The organism is Spirillospora sp. NPDC000708 (assembly GCF_040299565.1).
Classification (GTDB): domain Bacteria; phylum Actinomycetota; class Actinomycetes; order Streptosporangiales; family Streptosporangiaceae; genus Spirillospora.
In genome coordinates this window covers 1-17,675 of the sequence record NZ_JBEPCJ010000103.1, presented here as the reverse complement: position 1 = coordinate 17,675, position 17,675 = coordinate 1, and the positions used below count along the sequence as shown (strand labels likewise).

At 68.4% G+C, this 17,675-nt stretch carries 16 protein-coding genes; 13 read left to right on the top strand and 3 right to left on the bottom strand.

Translation table 11 applies throughout. The annotated features are described in order from the left end of the window. Positions 1-4 precede the first annotated feature (4 nt). The 9 genes from ABT299_RS44340 (at position 5) to ABT299_RS44300 (ending at position 10,003) form a co-directional block, all read left to right on the top strand. A complete protein-coding gene (locus ABT299_RS44340; RefSeq protein ID WP_500254464.1) occupies positions 5-472 on the top strand; it encodes a hypothetical protein in 468 nt (155 codons plus the stop codon). Further along, positions 472-1,446 carry a hypothetical protein gene (locus ABT299_RS44335; protein ID WP_500254463.1) on the top strand — a complete coding sequence of 325 codons (975 nt, stop codon included), beginning with the start codon at positions 472-474 and terminating at the stop codon, positions 1,444-1,446. Before ABT299_RS44340 ends, ABT299_RS44335 begins: the two co-directional genes overlap by 1 nt. A gap of 29 nt (positions 1,447-1,475) precedes the next feature. After that, entirely contained in the window at positions 1,476-3,467 is a 1,992-nt protein-coding gene (locus ABT299_RS44330) for a hypothetical protein (RefSeq protein WP_500254462.1), read from the top strand. 24 nt (positions 3,468-3,491) lie between these two features. After that, a complete protein-coding gene (locus ABT299_RS44325; RefSeq protein ID WP_500254461.1) occupies positions 3,492-3,800 on the top strand; it encodes a hypothetical protein in 309 nt (102 codons plus the stop codon). Positions 3,801-3,942: 142 nt separating this feature from the next. Further along, positions 3,943-4,983, top strand: coding sequence for a tyrosine-type recombinase/integrase (locus ABT299_RS44320; protein WP_500254460.1), 1,041 nt, complete (start codon positions 3,943-3,945; stop codon positions 4,981-4,983). A 73-nt stretch (positions 4,984-5,056) separates the two neighbouring features. Beyond that, positions 5,057-5,668: a recombinase family protein gene (locus ABT299_RS44315; protein ID WP_500254459.1), complete on the top strand. Its 612-nt coding sequence runs from the start codon at positions 5,057-5,059 to the stop codon at positions 5,666-5,668. 198 nt (positions 5,669-5,866) lie between these two features. Beyond that, positions 5,867-6,322, top strand: coding sequence for a hypothetical protein (locus ABT299_RS44310; RefSeq protein ID WP_500254458.1), 456 nt, complete (start codon positions 5,867-5,869; stop codon positions 6,320-6,322). 431 nt (positions 6,323-6,753) lie between these two features. Continuing rightward, a complete protein-coding gene (locus tag ABT299_RS44305; RefSeq protein WP_500254457.1) occupies positions 6,754-8,124 on the top strand; it encodes a pentapeptide repeat-containing protein in 1,371 nt (456 codons plus the stop codon). 532 nt (positions 8,125-8,656) lie between these two features. Beyond that, positions 8,657-10,003, top strand: a complete 1,347-nt coding sequence (locus ABT299_RS44300; RefSeq protein WP_500254456.1) for a pentapeptide repeat-containing protein — start codon at positions 8,657-8,659, stop codon at positions 10,001-10,003. A 171-nt stretch (positions 10,004-10,174) separates the two neighbouring features. On the opposite strand, the gene ABT299_RS44295 is transcribed toward ABT299_RS44300, so the two are convergent. Further along, positions 10,175-10,666, bottom strand: coding sequence for a hypothetical protein (locus ABT299_RS44295; RefSeq protein ID WP_500254455.1), 492 nt, complete (start codon positions 10,664-10,666; stop codon positions 10,175-10,177). 176 nt (positions 10,667-10,842) lie between these two features. Here ABT299_RS44295 and ABT299_RS44290 point away from each other — a divergent pair, with 176 nt between their 5' ends. Together ABT299_RS44290 and ABT299_RS44285 are read left to right on the top strand one after the other, a co-directional pair. Next, complete coding sequence (locus ABT299_RS44290; RefSeq protein WP_500254454.1) at positions 10,843-11,241, top strand: hypothetical protein; 399 nt, start codon at positions 10,843-10,845, stop codon at positions 11,239-11,241. Between the two features lie 92 nt (positions 11,242-11,333). Next, on the top strand, positions 11,334-11,648 hold the full coding sequence (locus ABT299_RS44285; RefSeq protein ID WP_500254453.1) for a hypothetical protein: 315 nt from the start codon (positions 11,334-11,336) through the stop codon (positions 11,646-11,648). A gap of 170 nt (positions 11,649-11,818) precedes the next feature. Here ABT299_RS44285 and ABT299_RS44280 read toward each other — a convergent pair whose 3' ends face one another. Together ABT299_RS44280 and ABT299_RS44275 are read right to left on the bottom strand one after the other, a co-directional pair. Then, entirely contained in the window at positions 11,819-12,925 is a 1,107-nt protein-coding gene (locus ABT299_RS44280; protein WP_500254452.1) for a cytochrome P450, read from the bottom strand. A gap of 198 nt (positions 12,926-13,123) precedes the next feature. Further along, on the bottom strand, positions 13,124-14,737 hold the full coding sequence (locus tag ABT299_RS44275; protein ID WP_500254451.1) for a BTAD domain-containing putative transcriptional regulator: 1,614 nt from the start codon (positions 14,735-14,737) through the stop codon (positions 13,124-13,126). 570 nt (positions 14,738-15,307) lie between these two features. Between ABT299_RS44275 and ABT299_RS44270 the strand changes: the two genes are divergently transcribed. After that, positions 15,308-15,625 carry a hypothetical protein gene (locus tag ABT299_RS44270; protein WP_500254450.1) on the top strand — a complete coding sequence of 106 codons (318 nt, stop codon included), beginning with the start codon at positions 15,308-15,310 and terminating at the stop codon, positions 15,623-15,625. 80 nt (positions 15,626-15,705) lie between these two features. Continuing rightward, a complete protein-coding gene (locus ABT299_RS44265) occupies positions 15,706-16,917 on the top strand; it encodes a helix-turn-helix domain-containing protein (RefSeq protein ID WP_500254449.1) in 1,212 nt (403 codons plus the stop codon). The last annotated feature ends 758 nt before the right edge of the window (positions 16,918-17,675 follow it).

Below are 17,675 nucleotides of genomic sequence, written 5' to 3'. Positions count from 1 at the left end.
CGTCATGAATGGACTCGTCGCCGCTGGAACGACGGCCGGGGCCGCGACCACCGGCGCGATGGCCTTCTCAATCCGTTGGGCGCTGGCGCAGAAGCGAATCCTGCCGACCGTCCGACTGGTCATGATGCTCACCGTCGGCATATGCGCCTCGGTCGCGTTCGGCACCTGGGTCGTCCAGGGGTTCGCGCTTCTCCGCGAATTCGGCGGCGACAGCCTCACTGAGGGCACGGCCGGCCTGATCGTCGCGATCCCTGCCGTGGCCGTGCTGATCAGCGGGATCTTCACGCTGCACAGCCTCCACCCCAAGAACAAGCCGCAGGTTCGTGACGAGTGGGCCGCGTTCATCCTGCCGCTGGCGTTCGTCGTCGGTATCGGCGGTGCGCTCGGCGCGGTAGGCAACAGCCTCATCGACGGCGGCAGCGACATGGCCGTGAACATCGCCGTCCGGATGGTCGGCGGGACGTCCCGCTGATGGACCGGACTGCGGCGGCCGTGCTCGCGGTCGCGTTCACGGCCTGGCTGGGATGGACCAGCTACGTCCACTCCGAGGAGTGGGTCAAGACCGCCCGGCGGTGGCGCGCGGGGATGACCAGCGATGGGTACGCCAAATGGGCCCGCGATCACGACGGCGAGTTCGCCGAGGTGGTGCTTTCCGCTGCGGCGACCGTCGCCCGGCTGGCGAACCGCGCCGCGGGGACGTTCAGCTCCTTCGCCGGCCGTCGCACCACCCGGCCCGACCCCGCGGTGGATGACACGGCAGACGCCCCCACCATCGACGCCGATGAGCAGGACCACGACGCGCAGGACGTCGACGAACAGCACGACGGCCCGGAGGACATCCCGGCCGCCCCCAACTCAAGCACCGGCACCAGACCCGACCCGGCGGCCGAGCCGCCCCGCACCGACCCGCCTCCAGAAACGTCACCCCGCCCCGCCCAGGCCCCCGCCCCCGTTCCCCTTGGAGAACCGATGGCTAACACCGAACGACCGAAGAATGGCGAGATCATCGGTCTCCGCGCAGTCCTCGCGGGCTGGGCCCGCCTCATCGCATCCGGTGAGAACGACCGCGCCCAAGCCGACCAGGTCGCCTCGTCAGCGCGCAAGCTCACCGACTCCTCCGAAGCGCTCTGCGACCAGATCAACTCGACGCTGACGGTGCTGGGCCAGCTGGAGGCCGCGTGCTACCGGCACAGCCTGGAGCCTGCCGCGCTGACCCGTGTTCACGAGGCCATGGAAGCGGCCGGCGCAGCGCTCACCGCCCAGCGCCGCGCCCACAACGCCGTGGGTGCCGCCTCAAGCAGCATGCGCACCGCAGCATCCGCGCACGCAGCGGCGGTCGCGGCCTTCCGGGCGGCGCTGGATCACCTCAACCGCACCCACCGGCTCAAGGCCGAGGTCGAGGCCTCGACTGGTGCTCGCTCCGACCGCGACTTCGGCACCAGCTGACCTCGCCCACCAGGAAGGAGACCGTACTCATGGGCAAGCGGACCAGCCGGGCGATCACGGAGATGCAGGAAGAGATGGAGTTGCTGCGCGCCCAGATCGCCGCGCATGCCCAGAGCACACCGCCCGCGCCCCACTCCGGCCACGACACCCGCGGCCTCGATGGCCAGCGACCGACCCAGTTCAAGCCGCGCACGTTCCGGCATCGCAAGCACCTCGCGCCGCTGGCCCTGATGGGTGGTCTGCATGCCGCCGCAGCGGTCGCTCACGCCACCGCGACCGGGCCCGCGCTCGTCGCCGGCGTCGCCGCGAGCGCCGGCCTGACCTGGTGGGGACTGCGCGGGCGTCACCGTCTCGACCGCGCCCCTGAGCGGCTGTATGGCGCGGCCGTGTGGGCTGCCGCGATCACATGGACCACAGCCGCGACCGACACCGAAGTGACCGCGGTGGACAGCGCTCTGTGGACCGCCGGCGCGGCGTTGGCCGTCCCGTGGTGGGTGCACCATCGGGTACGTCCCCGCCCGGCCGATCCCGCCGAGCCGGCGGTGGGGTGGGACGAGGAGGTCCGGCAGGTCTGGGCGGCGCGTGTCGCATGCCCGCAAGGGCCGCTGCCGGCGTCGCGGCTGCTGGAGCTGGCGGAGACTCCCGGTGGCTGGCGGGGCGTCATCGAACTCCACGACGGTACTTCCGACACCGCCCAGGCCCGCGTGAAGGACATCGGCGCCCGGCTGCGGCTGCGCGCCGACCAGCTGTCGATCGAGCCGCACCCCCGCGGCCTGCACCTGGCGGTCATCCTGGTGCAGCCCGACAACCCGCTGCAGCAGGTCCGGCGCTGGGACGGCCCGACGCTGGACGTCGACACCGGCGTCTCGCAGATCGGCATCTACAGCGACCTGGCGGCCGTCCCATACCGGCACTGGCGACGCGGCCACGGCCCCGTCCACACCCTCATCGCCGGCACCACCGACGCGGGCAAGTCCGCACTGGTAAAGATGCTGCTCGCCGAGGAGCGACACTCCGGGCTCGTGGTGTCGTGGCTGATCGACCCGCAGCGCGGCCAGTCCTACTCGGGCTGGAAGAAGTCCGTGCCCAGGTTCGCCGGCACCATCCCGGAGGCGCGCAAGCTGCTGTTCGAGGCGCGAGCCCGCATGTACGCCCGCAACGAGCTGCTGTCGAGCCTTGAATGGATTGACGAGCGAAGCCGCCTGATCGAGGGCGTGGAGGAGTTCACGCCGGGCGACCCCCGGCACGGCCTACCCCTGATAGCTATCACGATCGACGAAGCGCAGGTGATCCTCGCTGATGCGATCTGCTGCGCCCTGGTCGAGGAGATCATCGCTATGTCCCGCAAATGCGGGCTGAAGTTCCGGCTGATCACGCAGGTACCGCTACAAGGGTCGCTTGGCGACTCCCAGCAGATCAAGGACGCCGTCGCTTCCGGGAACGTGGTGGTACTGCGCACGGCTAACGCGTTGTCGGGCGGGGCCGCGTTCAACGGAGCAATGCCGGTCGACCCCGTGCTGCTGCCGAAGGAGTGGCCGGACGGGACGTCCACATCCGGGCTGGGGTTCGCGTTCGCGCCAGGCGCCGACCGGCCCACAACGATGCGGACGCTGCTGCCGGTCGACGCCTACGGCTGGTCGCAGTCGGGGCACCCCGCCGTCCCCGACGACGTGGTGGGGGAGATCCCCGAGCTGGACGAGGACGGGGTGCCGGTGCCGCCCCGACTCGAAACCGATGCCCCCACCGCCGCCACGGTGACGGGGGAGGCGCAGGCCACCGCGAAGCCACGGGCCCGCGAGCGGGTCCTAGCGCTGTTCGCCGACGGGGCCACCCGCACGGCGATCGAGGTCAAGCAGTACTTCTACGGGCTGCCCGAGGACGAGCAGATCGCCGGCCGCACGGTCGTGCTCGCGTTGCAGCAGCTCACCGAGGCCGGGCTCTTGAACCACAAGGAGCGCGGCCCCTACCGGATCAGCGACGCCGGACGTGACGCGCTGACGTCCCAGATGGCCGCGGCCTAAGCGACCGAGGAGAACACAATGATCATGAACACCGTTGAGCGGCTGCCCGGCCACCGTCCCGCGCCGCGCCCGCGCCCGCCAGCGCGGCGCCCGGCCCAGCCAGCGAAGGCATGGGACGACGTGGACCGGACGCTCCTGGCGACCGTGGCGGACCACGCGCTCACGCTGGAGAAGATCGCGGCTGCGGCGGCCTGGTCGCCATGCCTGGTGAAGGACCAGCTGATCGCCTACGCCGCGCGCGGCCTGGTGACCAAGGATGGGCAGTCCGGCCGGTACGCGCTCACGCCCGCCGGCCGGAACCGGCTCGCGGCCCTGAACGCAGCCCCAGAGTGAAGCAGGAACCTGCGCGGCCAGCGAGAAGCAGCCGCCGCCGATCGCTCTCCGTAACGCTGTTCTAAGCATCCAGCCGCCTCAGAAGGTAACTCGACAGAATGCCAATTCCCATCAGTCACATGATCGTTTCGGGATGTCGGTGATGGCCGAAGCGCTCCCCCGCGCCGGCGCCGTGCCGCTAGTGCGGGGCCCCGCCGGGCTTCTCCTGGGCGCCGTCCCCGACCCATGCCCGGTCACGACCTACATCGAGTCTCTCGACTCGGCCGAGTCGCGCCGCACCATGCGCGAGCGCCTGGTCCACATCGCCGCTCTCCTGATCCCCACGGCCAAGAGCGAGGCCCCTCCCCCACCCGAGCAACTCGCATGGTGGAAGCTGCGGTTCGACCACACCCAGAAGATCCGTACCGCGCTGCGCGAGCAGACCCGCCCAGACGGCGACCCGTGGTCCCCCGCCTACGTCAATCAGCACATCGTGGCGTTGCGGTGCACACTGCGGTTTTGTCGCCGGCACGGGCTGATGAGCGCCGATGATCACGAGGCCGCCGCCGACATCGAGCCCGTCAAGGGCCATCGTGAACCCACCGGCCGCGCCGTCGGCGCCGACGAGTTCACCAAGCTCCTGCGGGCCTGCCTCGCCGACGACGACAACCCTGCCGCGGGGGTCCGCGACGCCGCGATGTTGGCGGTGATGCACGCGACCGGGATCCGTCGCTCGGAGGTCGTCGGTCTCCGCCGCTCCCACTACGACGCTGCGCTGCGAACGCTGCTGATCGTCGGGAAGGGCAACAAGGAGCGCACTGTCTACCTCCATGCCCGCGCCGCCGAATGGCTCAACGCCTGGCTCGCGCTGGTCCCGCCCGGCGCCGGCCCGTTGTTCCGGCCCGTCCACTGGTCCGGAGCCATCCAGAACCGGCCGCTGAAGCGCAGCTCGATCAACTACCGGCTGGAAGTCCGCTGCGCCCAGGCGAGGGTCGCGGTCTTCACCCCGCATGACCTGCGCCGCACGTTCATCTCCAACTTCCTGGCGATCGGCGGTGACCTCCCGCTCGCGCAGCGGCAGGCCGGTCACGCCAACGTCGCCACCACCGCCCGCTACGACCGCCGCGACGACACCGCACTCCAGGAGACCGTGGAGATGCTGCCGCTGCCGACCCCGGCGGATGTCCACGCGCTCGCGGCCTAACCCGACCGAGCCCGTCCGAACGCCCCTTCCACGACAATGGCGCTACGGCGCCCCGAAACACCTAAGGACGATCATGAGCACCGTCATCTACCTGCGTACCGCCGACGGCTCGCACAACGACCTGGAGCGCGCCGAGGAGGCGTGCCGCGCGCTCGCCGCCCGCCGCGGCTGGGACGTTGCGCGCGTCTACCGGGACGTTGCCAGCGGCATGGACAACCACCGACCCGACTACGTGCGTGTGCAGGAGGCGATCGAGGGCGGCGAGGTCACCAGGCTGATCACGGCGTCGCCGGAGATGCTGACCCGCGACCACGCCGAGCGCCGCCGACTTGCACAGCTCGCCGACGAGCACGGCGTCAAGCTGTACGGAGTGTGGGGCGACATGTCGCTGATGGGCGCCTCCCTGACCGAGGTGGACGCCGCCATGGGCGGCCGCGGAGCGGTGAAGCACGTCGACGAGCCCGGCGATGAGCGCGTGGAGGTCTGGGTGATGCTTCTGTTCGGCGACTCCGCCGAGCTGGTGTTCGGCAACCGCACGTCCGAGAACCCGCTCCGGGTGCCGGCCGCCGACATCATTCGAGACACCGGCTTGGCGAAGGAGGACCTCCCTGGCGCGCGACTCACCGCGGTGGTGACCGAGGACCCCGAGCACGGGCAGCGCGTCACCGCCTACCGGCGCCTCTGACCCGCTCCCCCATCGAGCTGCTCTTCCCACGGCCCGCCGCCCTCCGTCGTAGGTGGCGGGCCGTTCCACGTGCCGGCTCCCCTTCTCCTAGCCAACCTCTGAAAAGAGTTGCGTTACGTCATGCTTTTAGGTAGTGTTTGTGGTGTCGGAACGGCGGGGGTGACAGCCCACCGGACCGGCGGGCCCCGGAATCTGCCGGTGGCTCTTGACAACTCCAGAGAGGGCTTCCACGTGGAAGACGACTTCGCGGGCAAGGGGCGTGAGGACTTCCTCAGCTCGACCCAGATGGTGTGGGAGATGCTGCGCGCTATCTTCGCCCAGCTCCCGTTCATCATCGGGCTGCCGGACCTCCAGGTCGAGGACGCCGAAAGCGTCAGCGGCGCGTGCGCCGCGCTCCAGCGGGCGCGCGACGAGCTGATCGACGTCCAGCCGATCCCGGCGACCCTCGCGGCGCTGATCACGGAGGGGGCGCTGGAGATCCTCCAGTGCCTCCTGCTGGTCACCCACACCGAGGGGCGCGACCTTCCCGAATGGCACGCAGAACTCTGGTTCCGCAGCCTCACGCGGACCCAGGTCATGTGCGGTCGAGCGATGATCGCGCTCAACGCCATCAATGAAATGGCGAGCCGCCAGGAAGGGCCCGACCAGGAGTAACGCCAAGCCCCCCCGGCATCCAGCCGGGGGGGCTTTCCCGTGTGCGCCTCAAACTCGCCCCGTCCAAAGCCCGATCTAGCGCCGTATACAGCTGTCTAGTGTCCCGGGCGGGGACCCACGCGACCCCGGCATGCTGAACGTCGCCGGCTTGGATGCATCGCTGCTTACTCTGTTGACTGAGTTCATACGGCCCTGAAGGCCCACGAGGATGGCCGAACGGTCAGTAGCGAAATGTTGCCGGCGTTCGCGTAGCAATCCGCTGTGGCCGAATCCGGGCACGCGGTCTGGCGAACCCCTCCCCATGGATCGGGCGTCTGAGCGGTGTGGGTGAGGTAGCGCCGCACGGCGCAGCAAACGAGCCGGACCGTCCCGCCGGCGGCTCGATGGCGGAACGGGAACAGGCCGCTGGACTCTGGCCCATCAAACGAGCGTTGACCATCGCGAGCGTCACCGCAGTGGCCGGCCTTGTCGTGGCGATGACGACCGTGCTGGCGGTGCTGGACTTCCCGCACCTGCAGCACAACACAGCCCTCCCGCTCTCCCAGTTGCTGGACATCCTCAAGCTGGTTCTCGGAACCGTCGCCGGTGTCGGTGCCCTGTTCGCGCTGGTGACCGCCTATCGACGTCAGCGCCTGGCCGAGGCCGCGCACGACTACGCCCAGCGCGTGGACGCCATCCAGCAAGCACACCAGGAGCGACTGGCCCGCAACGCCGAGCACGACGCCGTCGAGCGGCGGATCACCGAGTTGTACAACGCGGCCGCCGAGCAGCTCGCCTCCGACAAAGCACCAGTCCGCCTCACCGCCCTGTACACCCTGGAACGGCTGGCCAACGACAACCCACGTCACCAGCAGACCATCGTCAACATCATCTGCGCCTACCTGCGCATGCCCTACACCCCACCCGACCGTCCCGGCCCTGAGGAAGAGCACCGAGAACGGGCCCGCCGCAACGCCGCCCGCTACCGCGCCGCCCGCGACCTGCGCCCCGCCCCGACCGAACCCCAACTTCAGGGCCCGGACCCGCACGAGGAACACCAGGTCCGTCTCACCGCCCAACGCCTCCTCTCCACCCACCTGCAGTCCGCCGCCGAACACCACTGGGCCGACATCTCCCTGGACCTGACCGGCGCCACCCTCACCGATTTTGACCTGACCGACTGCACCGTCCACCATGCCGACTTCTCTCAGGCGACCTTCTTGGGGTACGCCTTGTTCCACGAGGCGACCTTCTCCAGGGACGCCCTGTTCGGCAGGGCCAACTTCTCCGGGAACGCCTGGTTCGACAAGGTGACCTTCTCTGGGGCCGCCATGTTCGACAAGGTGACCTTCTCCGGGACCGTCAGGTTCGACGAGGCGACCTTCCCCAGGGCGGCCTTATTCGACGAGGCTGGCTTCTTCAGGCTCGCCGTGTTCGTCGCGGCGAACTTCTCTAGGGCCGCCGAGTTCAGCGAGGCGGTCTTCTCTGGGAGCGCCAGATTCGACGGGGCGACCTTCTCCAGGTCCGCCAGCTTCCAGAAGGTGGCCTTCTCGGGGCCCTCCTGGTTCGCCCGGGTAGCCTTCTCCGGGGACGCCGTGTTCGGTGGGGCGGCCTTCACCAAGGACGCCAAGTTCCCAAAGGCGGCCTTCTCGGCGAAAGCTGTGTTCGAGGGGGCGAGTTTTTTAGTTGTGGCTGATATGACGTCGGCCACCGTGGCGGAGGTCGCCGGAGGGCACGTATCACCGCCGGGCTGGCGGGTCGAGCCATCTGAAGGAAGCGCAGGCCGTTTCGTTCGCAATCCCGCCCCGGCGAGCGGCCCCTGAGGGCCCGCCGCGCGTCGGGGAAGGGTCTAGAACGATCACCTGACGAACGTCCGAAGCACAAGGTCGCTACTACCGTTCAGTTCCTGCCGGCGGGTGGACGAACCCCGTGACCTCCGGGTGCGCTCATCCGGGGCCCGGATGGCGACGGCCCGTCTCCGCGCCTAACCCGCATTGCCGCGGAGACGGTCCGTCGCGTTGCGTACTGCCTCGTCATCGGTTCTTCGGCGGCCGCCCCGTCCTGCGGGTCCACCGGCTGTCGAACGCCTTGATGGATGACACGGTGTAAACGTGCCCGCGGGTCAGCGGCGCGACGGCCAGGGGGCATCTGACGATCCGCTGTAATCCGCGCACGTGGCCTGGTGAACCCTCCCCACCGATCGGGCGTCAGAGCAGCGTGGGTGAGGTGGCGCCGAGCGGCGCGCACAGGCGTGTGAGGCGAGTGCTGGAGCCGGTACGGCATCGCTGGGGAAAGGCTCAGGGCCGACGTGAGGCCAAGCCGTTGCACGTACGGCCATTGGCGGCCGGATTCTGGATGCTGGCTGCTGCGGGGGCCGCGGCGCTGGCGATCTGGCTGACCACCGCGTGGGTGTTGGACGTCGCCGATGACGTCCCACCCGGAACCGAGCGAGCAAAAATCCGCGTGGACGCCGTCCGCACCGGCCTGGCCGCTGGCGGCGGCGCGGGCGCCGCGGTCGGGCTGATGCTGGCCTTCCGGCGGCAACGCCACGCCGAACTGGCGACCGCGCTGGAACAGTTGGACGCGACCGAGCGGCGGATCACCGAGTTGTACAACGCTGCCGCCGAGCAACTGGCCTCCGACAAGGCACCGGTCCGCCTGACCGCCCTGTACACCCTGGAACGGTTGGCCAACGACAATCCTCGGCACCAGCAGACCATCGTCAACATCATCTGCGCCTACCTGCGCATGCCCTATACTCCACCCCCAGCCTACCGCCCAGGCCCTGAGGAAGAGCACCGGGAACGGGCCCGCCGCAACGCCGCCCGCTACCGCGCCGCCCGCGACCTGCGCCCCGCCCCAACCGAACCCAAGGGTGGAGGCCCAGACCCGCACGAAGAACACCAGGTCCGCCTCGCCGCCCAACGGCTCCTCTCCACCCACCTCCAACCCACCGCCGAACACCACTGGGCTGAAATCTCCTTGGACCTGACCGGCGCCACCCTCACCAGCTTCGCCCTCACCGGCTGCACCGTCTACTACGCCAACTTCTCTGGCGCGACCTTTTCCGGGGACACCTGGTTCGACGGGACGACTTTCTCCGGGGACGCCGACTTTGGCTGGGCGACCTTCTCCAGGGACGCCTGGTTCTATAAGGCGACCTTCTCCAGGGGCGCCCGGTTCGTCGAAGCGACCTTCTCCAGGGACGTCCAGTTCGTTGGGACGACACTCTCCGGAGAGACCGGGTTCGGCGGGGCGAACTTCTCCGGGGACGCCCGGTTCGACAGGACGACCTTCTCTAGGGACGCCCGGTTCGGCGAAGCGACCTTTTCTGGGGACACCTGGTTCGACGGGGCAACGTTCTCCAGGGACGCCCAGTTCAGCAGGGCGACCTTCTCCGGTTACGCCGGGTTTGGCGAGGCGACCTTCTGCGGCGACGCTCAGTTCGTCAGGGCGACCTTCTCCGGGGAGGCCTGGTTCGAGGAAGCGACCTTCTCCGGGGACGCCCAGTTCGTCAGGGCGGCCTTCTCCGGTCGCGCCCAGTTCGGCAGGGCGCGGTTTGAGGCCAGGGTCGCTATGACGACGGCTACCGTGGCGGATACTGCCGGAGGGCATGTACCGCCTCTGGGCTGGCGGATCGAGCCGTCTCAGGGGGGCGAAGGCCGTTTCGTTCGCGACCCCGATCCGGCGAGCGGTCCCTGAGCGCCTACCACGCGTCTAGGACGCTTCGAGAATGATCGCTAGACCAACGCCCGCAGCAAGTTGCTACTGACCGTTCTGATCTGGGCGTGTGGCCTCGGATAGCGACGGCCCGCCTCCGCGCCTAACCCTCCATCGCCGCCAAGACGGGCCGTTGCGTTTCGTCCTGCCCTGTCACCGGCCCTTCCGTGGCCGTCCCGTCGTGCGGGTCCACCGGCTGTCGAACGCCTTGATGGATGACACGGTGTAGACGTGCCCGCGGGTCAGCGGCGCGACGGGCCGGGGGAAGTTGAGGCTTGGGGTCGCAGCGAGTGCCACGACGCGTTGCCGCGTGACGCCCAGCAGCTTGCCGGCGCCGGTGTCGTCAACCAGTTCCAGCGGTTCCGGGTGTGCCGCCAGGCGCGCTGCCTCGTCCGCGCGGAGCACCTCGGCTCCGATGACCGTGGCCGTGCCGGGCCAGGCCGAGACCGCGTCGGTGACCGCCTCTACTGCGGCGTTGACGGCGGAGGCCAGGTCAGGGGCTTGGACCGTGACGTTGACCTTGGCGCGGTAATGCTGCGGATCGTGCTGGTCCAGGGTCATGCCCTCGGGCAGGGGTGGCGGAGGATCGGTCTGCGCGGCCGGCCCGGTGATGTTGAGCCTCACGGTTGCGGCCCATGTGTCCATCGGGTCTCTCCTGTCGGTGTTCTTGCTGGTGAGAACACCATAGCTCAAAGTATTGCGTTACGTCATGCTTTTCGGTAGTGTTTGTGGTGTCGGAACGGCGGGGGTGACAGCCCACCGGACCGGCGGGCCCCGGAATCTGCCGGTGGCTCTTGACAACTCCAGAGAGAAGGTACGACGTGGCAGACGAGCACGCCGAAGCCAAGCGGTGGGACGAGCTGACCGATGAGATTGTCGTCGTGTACGGCGTCATCCGGTACGTCCTGTCCTGCCTGCCGGTCCCGATCCAGCTGGCGCACTACAGCTTGGACTGGGAGCCCAGGGAGAAGGTCGCCGCTCTCGTGGCGCTCAACCGCGCACGCCTGGAGCTGATCCGCCCCCAGCCGATCGAAGATCGGCACAAGGATCTCCTTCAGCAGGCGATCACTGACTGGCTCCTGGCCTTCGACCTGGCCGGACTCTTCCCGCTTGTCGGGGATCCGATCGGTTGGCGGCTGGACGCGCTGGAGCAACTGATCCAGCGAGCGCAGTTCACTGCCGGGAAGGTCGCACTCGACCTGGGCATCGGCGACGAGTAGTGCTCGGGTGCCCCCCGGCAACCAGCCGGGGGGCACCCCCCGTCTCTCACGTCCCCCGTCTCTGGACCGACCAGAAGAAGGGGAACCCCTTGATGAGCCTCGACCTCGACCTCGACATGGACGAGCGAACGTTCGACCCCGAGCAAGTCCTGTTCGGGCAGGACATCCCGGAGTGCAGCGAGGCGTTCGCGGCGGCGAAGGTGGACGTGTGGTGCGCCTGGACCGGCCTCACGACCGCCGCTCGCCGGCTGCGGCTGAGGACAGGACTACCGAACAACGCGCCGATCCAGCTGGCACTGGACCGCGTGAACAGTCCTCTTGCTGAGCAGGCGGCGGAGGAGTTCGTGTTGGCCGTCCACCGGTTCGAGGGTGCGCGCATCGCCCTCGGCAAGGCCCGCAAGGAGTGAGCAGAGCTAAAGCCCCCGGTATCCCACCCGGGGGCTTTCGCACGCCTACGGAAAGCGGAGGAGCCGGCGAGGGGGTCCCTCCACGTAGGCGGAGGGGTGACAGTCCTCACCGGCTCTGACAACTCCGAAGAGCACCCCCATCGTACAGCGTGCGGCGTCGCCCCGTGGGTTCAGGACCAGGCCACCGGCAGCCTCTCGGGCCGACGGATCGGCGTTGCATGGTTCCAGGCCACCTCGCCGACGAGGCGCAACGCCGGGGTACGTCGGGTCAACTCCTCCAGGACGACCGTCAGCTCCAGGCGTGCCAGGTGAGCCCCGAGGCAGAAGTGAGCCCCTGTCCCGAACGCCAGGTGGGGATTCGAGGGGCGGGTCGGGTCGATCCGGTCGGGGTCGGGGAACACCGCGGGGTCACGGTTGGCGTGGTCGTGGGCGACGATCAGAAGGTCACCGGCCTTGATGGGGACACCGGCGAGTTCGGTGTCGCGTACGGCGCGGCGCGGCTGCCCGGCGTCGAACCATGAGTTCGGGATCAGGCGGAGCATCTCCTCGACGGTGCCGGGGATGAGGTCCGGGCGGGCGCATATCCGGCCGTACAGCGAACTGCCCTCGTCTCCTGGGAGGGTGAGCAGGGCGTAGACGGTGGCGGCGATGGCGGCCGCGGTGGTCTCCCACCCCGCCACGACGAGGCTGGCGACGAGTAGCGCGGCCTCCATCGGCTGGATTTCGAGACGTTCGGCGTTGGCCACCGCGGTCGACAAGACGTCGTCGGTCGGGTTGTTGCGGCGTTCAGCCATGAGCCGCGCCGCGTACCCGGTCATCTCCGTCATGGCCGCCTGGTTCTCTTCGGCCCGGTTCGGGCCGGTGGACAGGAGCATGTCGCCCCAGACGTGGAACTGCTCGCGCCCCTCCTCTGGGGCGCCGAGGATCTCGGTGATGGCGTCGAGCGAGACTCGCCACGCCAAGTGTTCGATGAGATCGGCCGGCTCGCCTAAGGCCAACATCGCGTCGAGGTGCCGAGTAACGAGCGCCTCGACTGACGGTCTGAACAGTTCCACCCGAGGTTTGGTGAACTCGCGATTGACGAGGCTGCGCAGGGCCCGGTGATGGTCGCCGTCCTGCGTGAGGATGAGCGGTGCGAGCCGCAGGAACGGCCGTACACCGTCGGCGGCGCCCCGGGCGAAGGTGGTGTCGTCGCGATACACCTCGGTGGCTGCAGCGTGGTCGCTGACCCACCAGGCCCAAGAGTCGGCCTGGCCGTCGGGGAGGTCGACCTTCATGACGGCCCGCACCTCGTGCCCGTCTGGGGGCAGTGTCGGGGCGAGCGGGTCTGCGGGGACGAAGGGGAAGGGGCAGCCCACACGGGCTGGTTTCACGGCCACGCCGGTCCTCTCGGTTGGGCGGGCCCCCTGCTGCGGTACAAAGAATCGAGGGTCGGACCTGGCCTGTCAACCCGGCGGCCCTGGAGCCGCCGGCGGTCACTCCTTCACGGCAATCAGAGCGAAATGGCGCCATGCGGTCGCGTCCTCGCCAAGCGTCGGGCTTGCGCAGAAGCGGTACACATCAGCGACGCCAGGCGCGAGGATCCTCATCCCATCTGGGACGAGCGCGGCGACCTCGTCCCGTGTGCGCCGCGCGAGCTGCTCGGAGGCTGGCGCGTGATCGTAGATGGCATCGAGCTGCAGGCGAGCCAAGGGCGGCATCTCATCGCTTACACACACCAACGCCAACAACGAGCCTCGTGCTGCGCCGTTGAACAGAAGTGTGTAGTGGTCGCGGACACCAGGGCCGGGACTGACGTTAATGTCGGTCCGATCGATGACCGCTACGGGCTCGCGCTCTTCGAGTGGCTTGTGGAGACCCAGCAGGTCCTCGATGAGGGGCTGCTCTAGCAGTGCGGCGGGATCACGGATTGTGCCGGCGATGGCCTCTGCGGTTTGGACGCCTTCGAGGGCTGTCTGAAGGTGCCGGACAAACGCGGCGTCGTGGTGCGCGTACACAGTGCGCGCTGCGGTCGGCCTTGTGAGCTTGGCCGCCTTGTGGACCATCAGGGGAAGCGGCGGCGATAGTTCCAGGAATCGGCCGATGCCACGCTGGGACGCTGCGCGGACGACGTGCTCAGCGAATTCGTGGGACTGCTGCTCCATACGGATGACGTCGGGCATGACCGCGGACGTGACCAGAAGGCTGGCCCGATCCACGAAGCGACTGTATGCGTCCGGGCTGTGCGGGTCCTGGACGATGAGCGCGCCGGCCAACCGGTTGGTCGACACTTGTGCGGTTCCTCCGGATCGGTCCACCGCCTGGTCCGCAGCGGGAAGTGGCGTGGGGGTGAAGTCAAGGAGCCGCAGGTCGTTGGCGATGATCAAGGAGCGAAGCTCCTGCAGACCGGGTGTAGGTGCTCGACCATCCTCGGCGCGGCGCGCCGCAAGGTCGTCGTACAGAGCGAGGGCCTGGCTGGGTTGCTGATCGCGGTAGAGCGCAGTCATAAGCAGCCCGCGCAGGTGCTCACGGTCGTCGTACCGCTGAACTAGCCGCGGAAGCATTGCGATGACAGCGGCGTTCTGCCCCAGGTTCAGCTTGATCTCCGCTACCTGCGCGGCCGCGCGAAGGTAGTCGTTCACGATGTCCTGCCGTATGGCGACCATGGCCGGCGTGTCGGTGAGGTCCTCCAAGGAGTCCAGGTCGCACATCTCCAGCGCACGGATCCCCAGATCAGCGACCGTGTGCGGATCATTGGTGTACCGGGCGGAGCACTCGTGGAGCAGCCGCCCCCACACCCACAGGTCGACCGGCTCGCCCTGCTGGACGTTGAACTGGTAGCCCTCCGGATGGTCGCTCCGAGTGATCCGCTGGGCGCCGACCTTCTCCCGGAGCTTTGAGATGGCCGTGTGCAGCGTGTGCTTCTTTCCCATCCCGGCGTCCCACACCATCGCCAGGAGCTGGCGGTAAGGAACCAGACCACCCCCACCGGCCAGGAGCGCGAAGACGAGATCACGCTGCCGTGACGAGAGTGGGATAGGCGTGCCAGCGGATGTCACGCGGACGCCCTTTAGAAGGCTGACCTCAAGGTCTCCCCCTGCGTGCCTCATACATCACACCCTTCTGCGAAACGGAGGGGAAACACATTAGCGCTGTCGCCCACACCCGGGAGCGACTAGGTGTCCAATTCGCTGTTGGGGATCCTGTTCGGGTCTGTCACTAGGCTTGTCGTGGCCGGATCCGGCCACACAGAGGATGGTCGTCTTCTCTCTTACCTGCGCCGTTCTCGACGCGCTGCCATCACCGAGCCCCCGGGGAGCGACGCGGGAGGGGGTTGGGAGCGAGCCGGGAGAGAGCGGGGAGCGAGTGCGTGTAGGTTTTGCATCCGTGCGAGTCCTGGGCCGCAAGGCGGGCTGAGCGATAACGAACGAAATTCGGGCTCCTCTGCTGCCACCCGCCAAGTCTGAGGACTTTTAGTCAGATCTCGTGGAGAGGAGGAACCAGGGGGAAGAACCAAACTTACTTTCGATGCTTCGGCATTGCGCCGACAGGATCCGCTGGCATGCCGTACCCCCGGATATCGCGGATCCTGCCGGCATAGAGAAAGCCACGTTTCTCGATGGATCTTTCAGCACGCCGCCTTGTAGTCTGTAGTTGCGTAAGCAACTATGGAGCGCGTCATGTTCGATCACCCCGCCCGCCGCCTGACGGATCCACCCGACGAGTGCTCGAAGTGCGGACTGCCCATCGAAGGGGCAGACGAGAACCTCCGGCATGTCGGCGAGCCTCTCCGTCCCCGCATCCGGCCAGCCCGGGCGGACGTGCCGGCCTTCAACCGTGCAGCTCTCGTGGCGGCACAAGCACTCGACGGGCTCACGTGGGCGCCCGGTCTGGATAACCGCGACCGCGGGCAGGCGATCGCCGAGGCGCTCTACAGCGCCGGTCTCCTGGCGGCCAAGCCGCGCAGCGTCCAGCCGAGGCGCACACCTGCGGCGTGAGCTGTAGTACAGCGTTAATTCGCCCGTAGCAGTGGGAATCGCCTTACCCTGGCCTCACCAGCGAGATGAGGAGCGTCCCCATGGCTGACCAGGGCACCACGATCGGCGACAACATCAAGGCCCTGCGCAACATGCGCAAGATGAGCCGCCCTCGGCTCGCTGAAACGATCAGCATCTCGGAGAGCTACCTCAAGAAGATCGAGAACGGGGAACGGTCGGTCACCTCGACGATTGCCATGAGGATCGCTCAAACCCTCAAGGTCGGGGTGGACCGCATCTATGGCCAGCCGTACTACAACGGGGCCGAGACCGAAGAGGGGGTGCAGGCGGTCATCCCCGATCTGCGCCGGGTGCTGTGGACCTACGACTCTCCTGAAGACCTCAGCCGCCCACCGCGGCCCTTCGATGTCCTGGTCTCGGAGATGGAGACGATCTCTCAGCTGCGTCAGGACGGCAAGTACGTACAACTCGCTCCGCTGCTGCCCGCACTGATCACCGAACTCACGCACGTTGCTTTGGCGGCGCCCGCCGGCGAAGTCCAGGAGCAGGCGTACTGGTACCTGGCGCGCGGCTATCGTGCGGCCAACTCCCTCACCCACAAACTCGGCCACCCCGACCTGTCCATGACAGCGATCGAACGGGTTCGGTGGGCTGCCGCCCGATCGGGTGACCCCTACATGGACGTCGTCGCCGGCTACCTCCTCCTCGGCGCGCTGATGCGCCAGGGCCTCTGGACGGCGGCAAACAAGCTGATGGTCGACCTCGAAGGTCAGGTCCGTTCGATCGCTGCCGGCCGGTTCAACGACGAGAGCCGGGCCATGCTCGGCTCCATCGTGCTGAAGCGCCTTGCCGCAGACGCCAAGCAGGGCAAGGTCGAGAACGTCATCAGAGCGATCGAGGAGGCCGAGGAGATCGCCGCCGCCTCAAAGAGCAGGGATGTACTCGCCTACGAGACGACGTTCGGGCCGTCCAACATCCGCATCCACGAAGTCCATGCGATGCTCAACGTCGGTGACGCGAAGACCGCGCTCCGCGCTGCGGAGGGCTTCACCCCGCCCACAGACCTTCCCGGCGAACGTCGGTCCCATCACTACATCGACCTCGCTGCAGCGCAGTTGGCCGTCGGCGACCGCGACGCGTCACTGAACAGCCTCCTCGAAGCGCGCCGAATCGCGCCAGCTCACACCCGGTTCCACCCCACCGTACGAGCCACCGCCGCCACGCTGGTGCGCCTTGACCGCGCGCAGCGGGAGACCGTAACTGGATTCGCCCGATGGGCCTCAGTTAGCTGATCAAATCTCGTCCGTCAAGGGGCCGATCGACCACAAGCTGTGGCCGTTCGGCCCCTTGTTGTGAGGGACATTGTTTCCACTCGACCCCGAGTGGAGGCTCTGGTGTCCACGCAGACCGCTTCATGTGCCGGTCTCTGGCTGGCCAACAGCGACGACGATCGCGACCACGCGCTGCGCTGGTGGACGAACACCGGCACCGCCGTCATGCCCGCGGGCCGCGCCTGGGATGCGGTGGGCCTCCCCGAAGGGCTGGGGCGGAAGGCGGCCAGTTCCCTGCCGAACGCGCCGGCTATCCACTACCCAGAGCACGAGCACGTTGTGATCCTCGTTCCGCCAGGAACTGCCACGAACTGGAACGCTGACGAAGCCGGCTACGCATGCCTCGGCGACGGCTTCCACGTCAACGTCCCTGACCCGAGCCGGACCAGGACCAGTTCTCCCGGACCGTACTGGCTGAGACCCCCTGGACCCCGCGCATCCTTCGCGGATCCCACCGTGCTCATCCGCCTCATCGCTACCGCCCTAGGAGCAGCGCGATTCGTCGCGCCACATGCCAGCGCCGCAACCGCCCATACCCCCGGTAGCGGCGCTGGGCGAGCCGGTGGACCGGAGGCGGGCGGGTCGCCGTAGCGTCCGCCTCCTGGCTCGCTCAACCCGGGTGCGGGATCGGGAAGGGGAAGTAAACCTGGCCCTGGGGCACCCCCCCCCCCAAAATTCGCGAAAAAAAATTTTCGAACGCGCCCCATGAACCCCCCCCC

Excerpts from the sequence above, each read along its gene's own strand:
- ABT299_RS44340 (WP_500254464.1), top strand. The coding sequence starts at position 5 with ATGAATGGACTCGTCGCCGCTGGAACGACGGCCGGGGCCGCGACCACC.
- ABT299_RS44335 (WP_500254463.1), top strand. The coding sequence starts at position 472 with ATGGACCGGACTGCGGCGGCCGTGCTCGCGGTCGCGTTCACGGCCTGG.
- ABT299_RS44330 (WP_500254462.1), top strand. The coding sequence starts at position 1,476 with ATGGGCAAGCGGACCAGCCGGGCGATCACGGAGATGCAGGAAGAGATG.
- ABT299_RS44325 (WP_500254461.1), top strand. The coding sequence starts at position 3,492 with ATGAACACCGTTGAGCGGCTGCCCGGCCACCGTCCCGCGCCGCGCCCG.
- ABT299_RS44320 (WP_500254460.1), top strand. The coding sequence starts at position 3,943 with ATGGCCGAAGCGCTCCCCCGCGCCGGCGCCGTGCCGCTAGTGCGGGGC.
- ABT299_RS44315 (WP_500254459.1), top strand. The coding sequence starts at position 5,057 with ATGAGCACCGTCATCTACCTGCGTACCGCCGACGGCTCGCACAACGAC.
- ABT299_RS44300 (WP_500254456.1), top strand. The coding sequence starts at position 8,657 with ATGCTGGCTGCTGCGGGGGCCGCGGCGCTGGCGATCTGGCTGACCACC.
- ABT299_RS44295 (WP_500254455.1), bottom strand. The coding sequence starts at position 10,666 with ATGGACACATGGGCCGCAACCGTGAGGCTCAACATCACCGGGCCGGCC.
- ABT299_RS44285 (WP_500254453.1), top strand. The coding sequence starts at position 11,334 with ATGAGCCTCGACCTCGACCTCGACATGGACGAGCGAACGTTCGACCCC.
- ABT299_RS44280 (WP_500254452.1), bottom strand. The coding sequence starts at position 12,925 with ATGAAGGTCGACCTCCCCGACGGCCAGGCCGACTCTTGGGCCTGGTGG.
- ABT299_RS44275 (WP_500254451.1), bottom strand. The coding sequence starts at position 14,737 with ATGAGGCACGCAGGGGGAGACCTTGAGGTCAGCCTTCTAAAGGGCGTC.
- ABT299_RS44270 (WP_500254450.1), top strand. The coding sequence starts at position 15,308 with ATGTTCGATCACCCCGCCCGCCGCCTGACGGATCCACCCGACGAGTGC.
- ABT299_RS44265 (WP_500254449.1), top strand. The coding sequence starts at position 15,706 with ATGGCTGACCAGGGCACCACGATCGGCGACAACATCAAGGCCCTGCGC.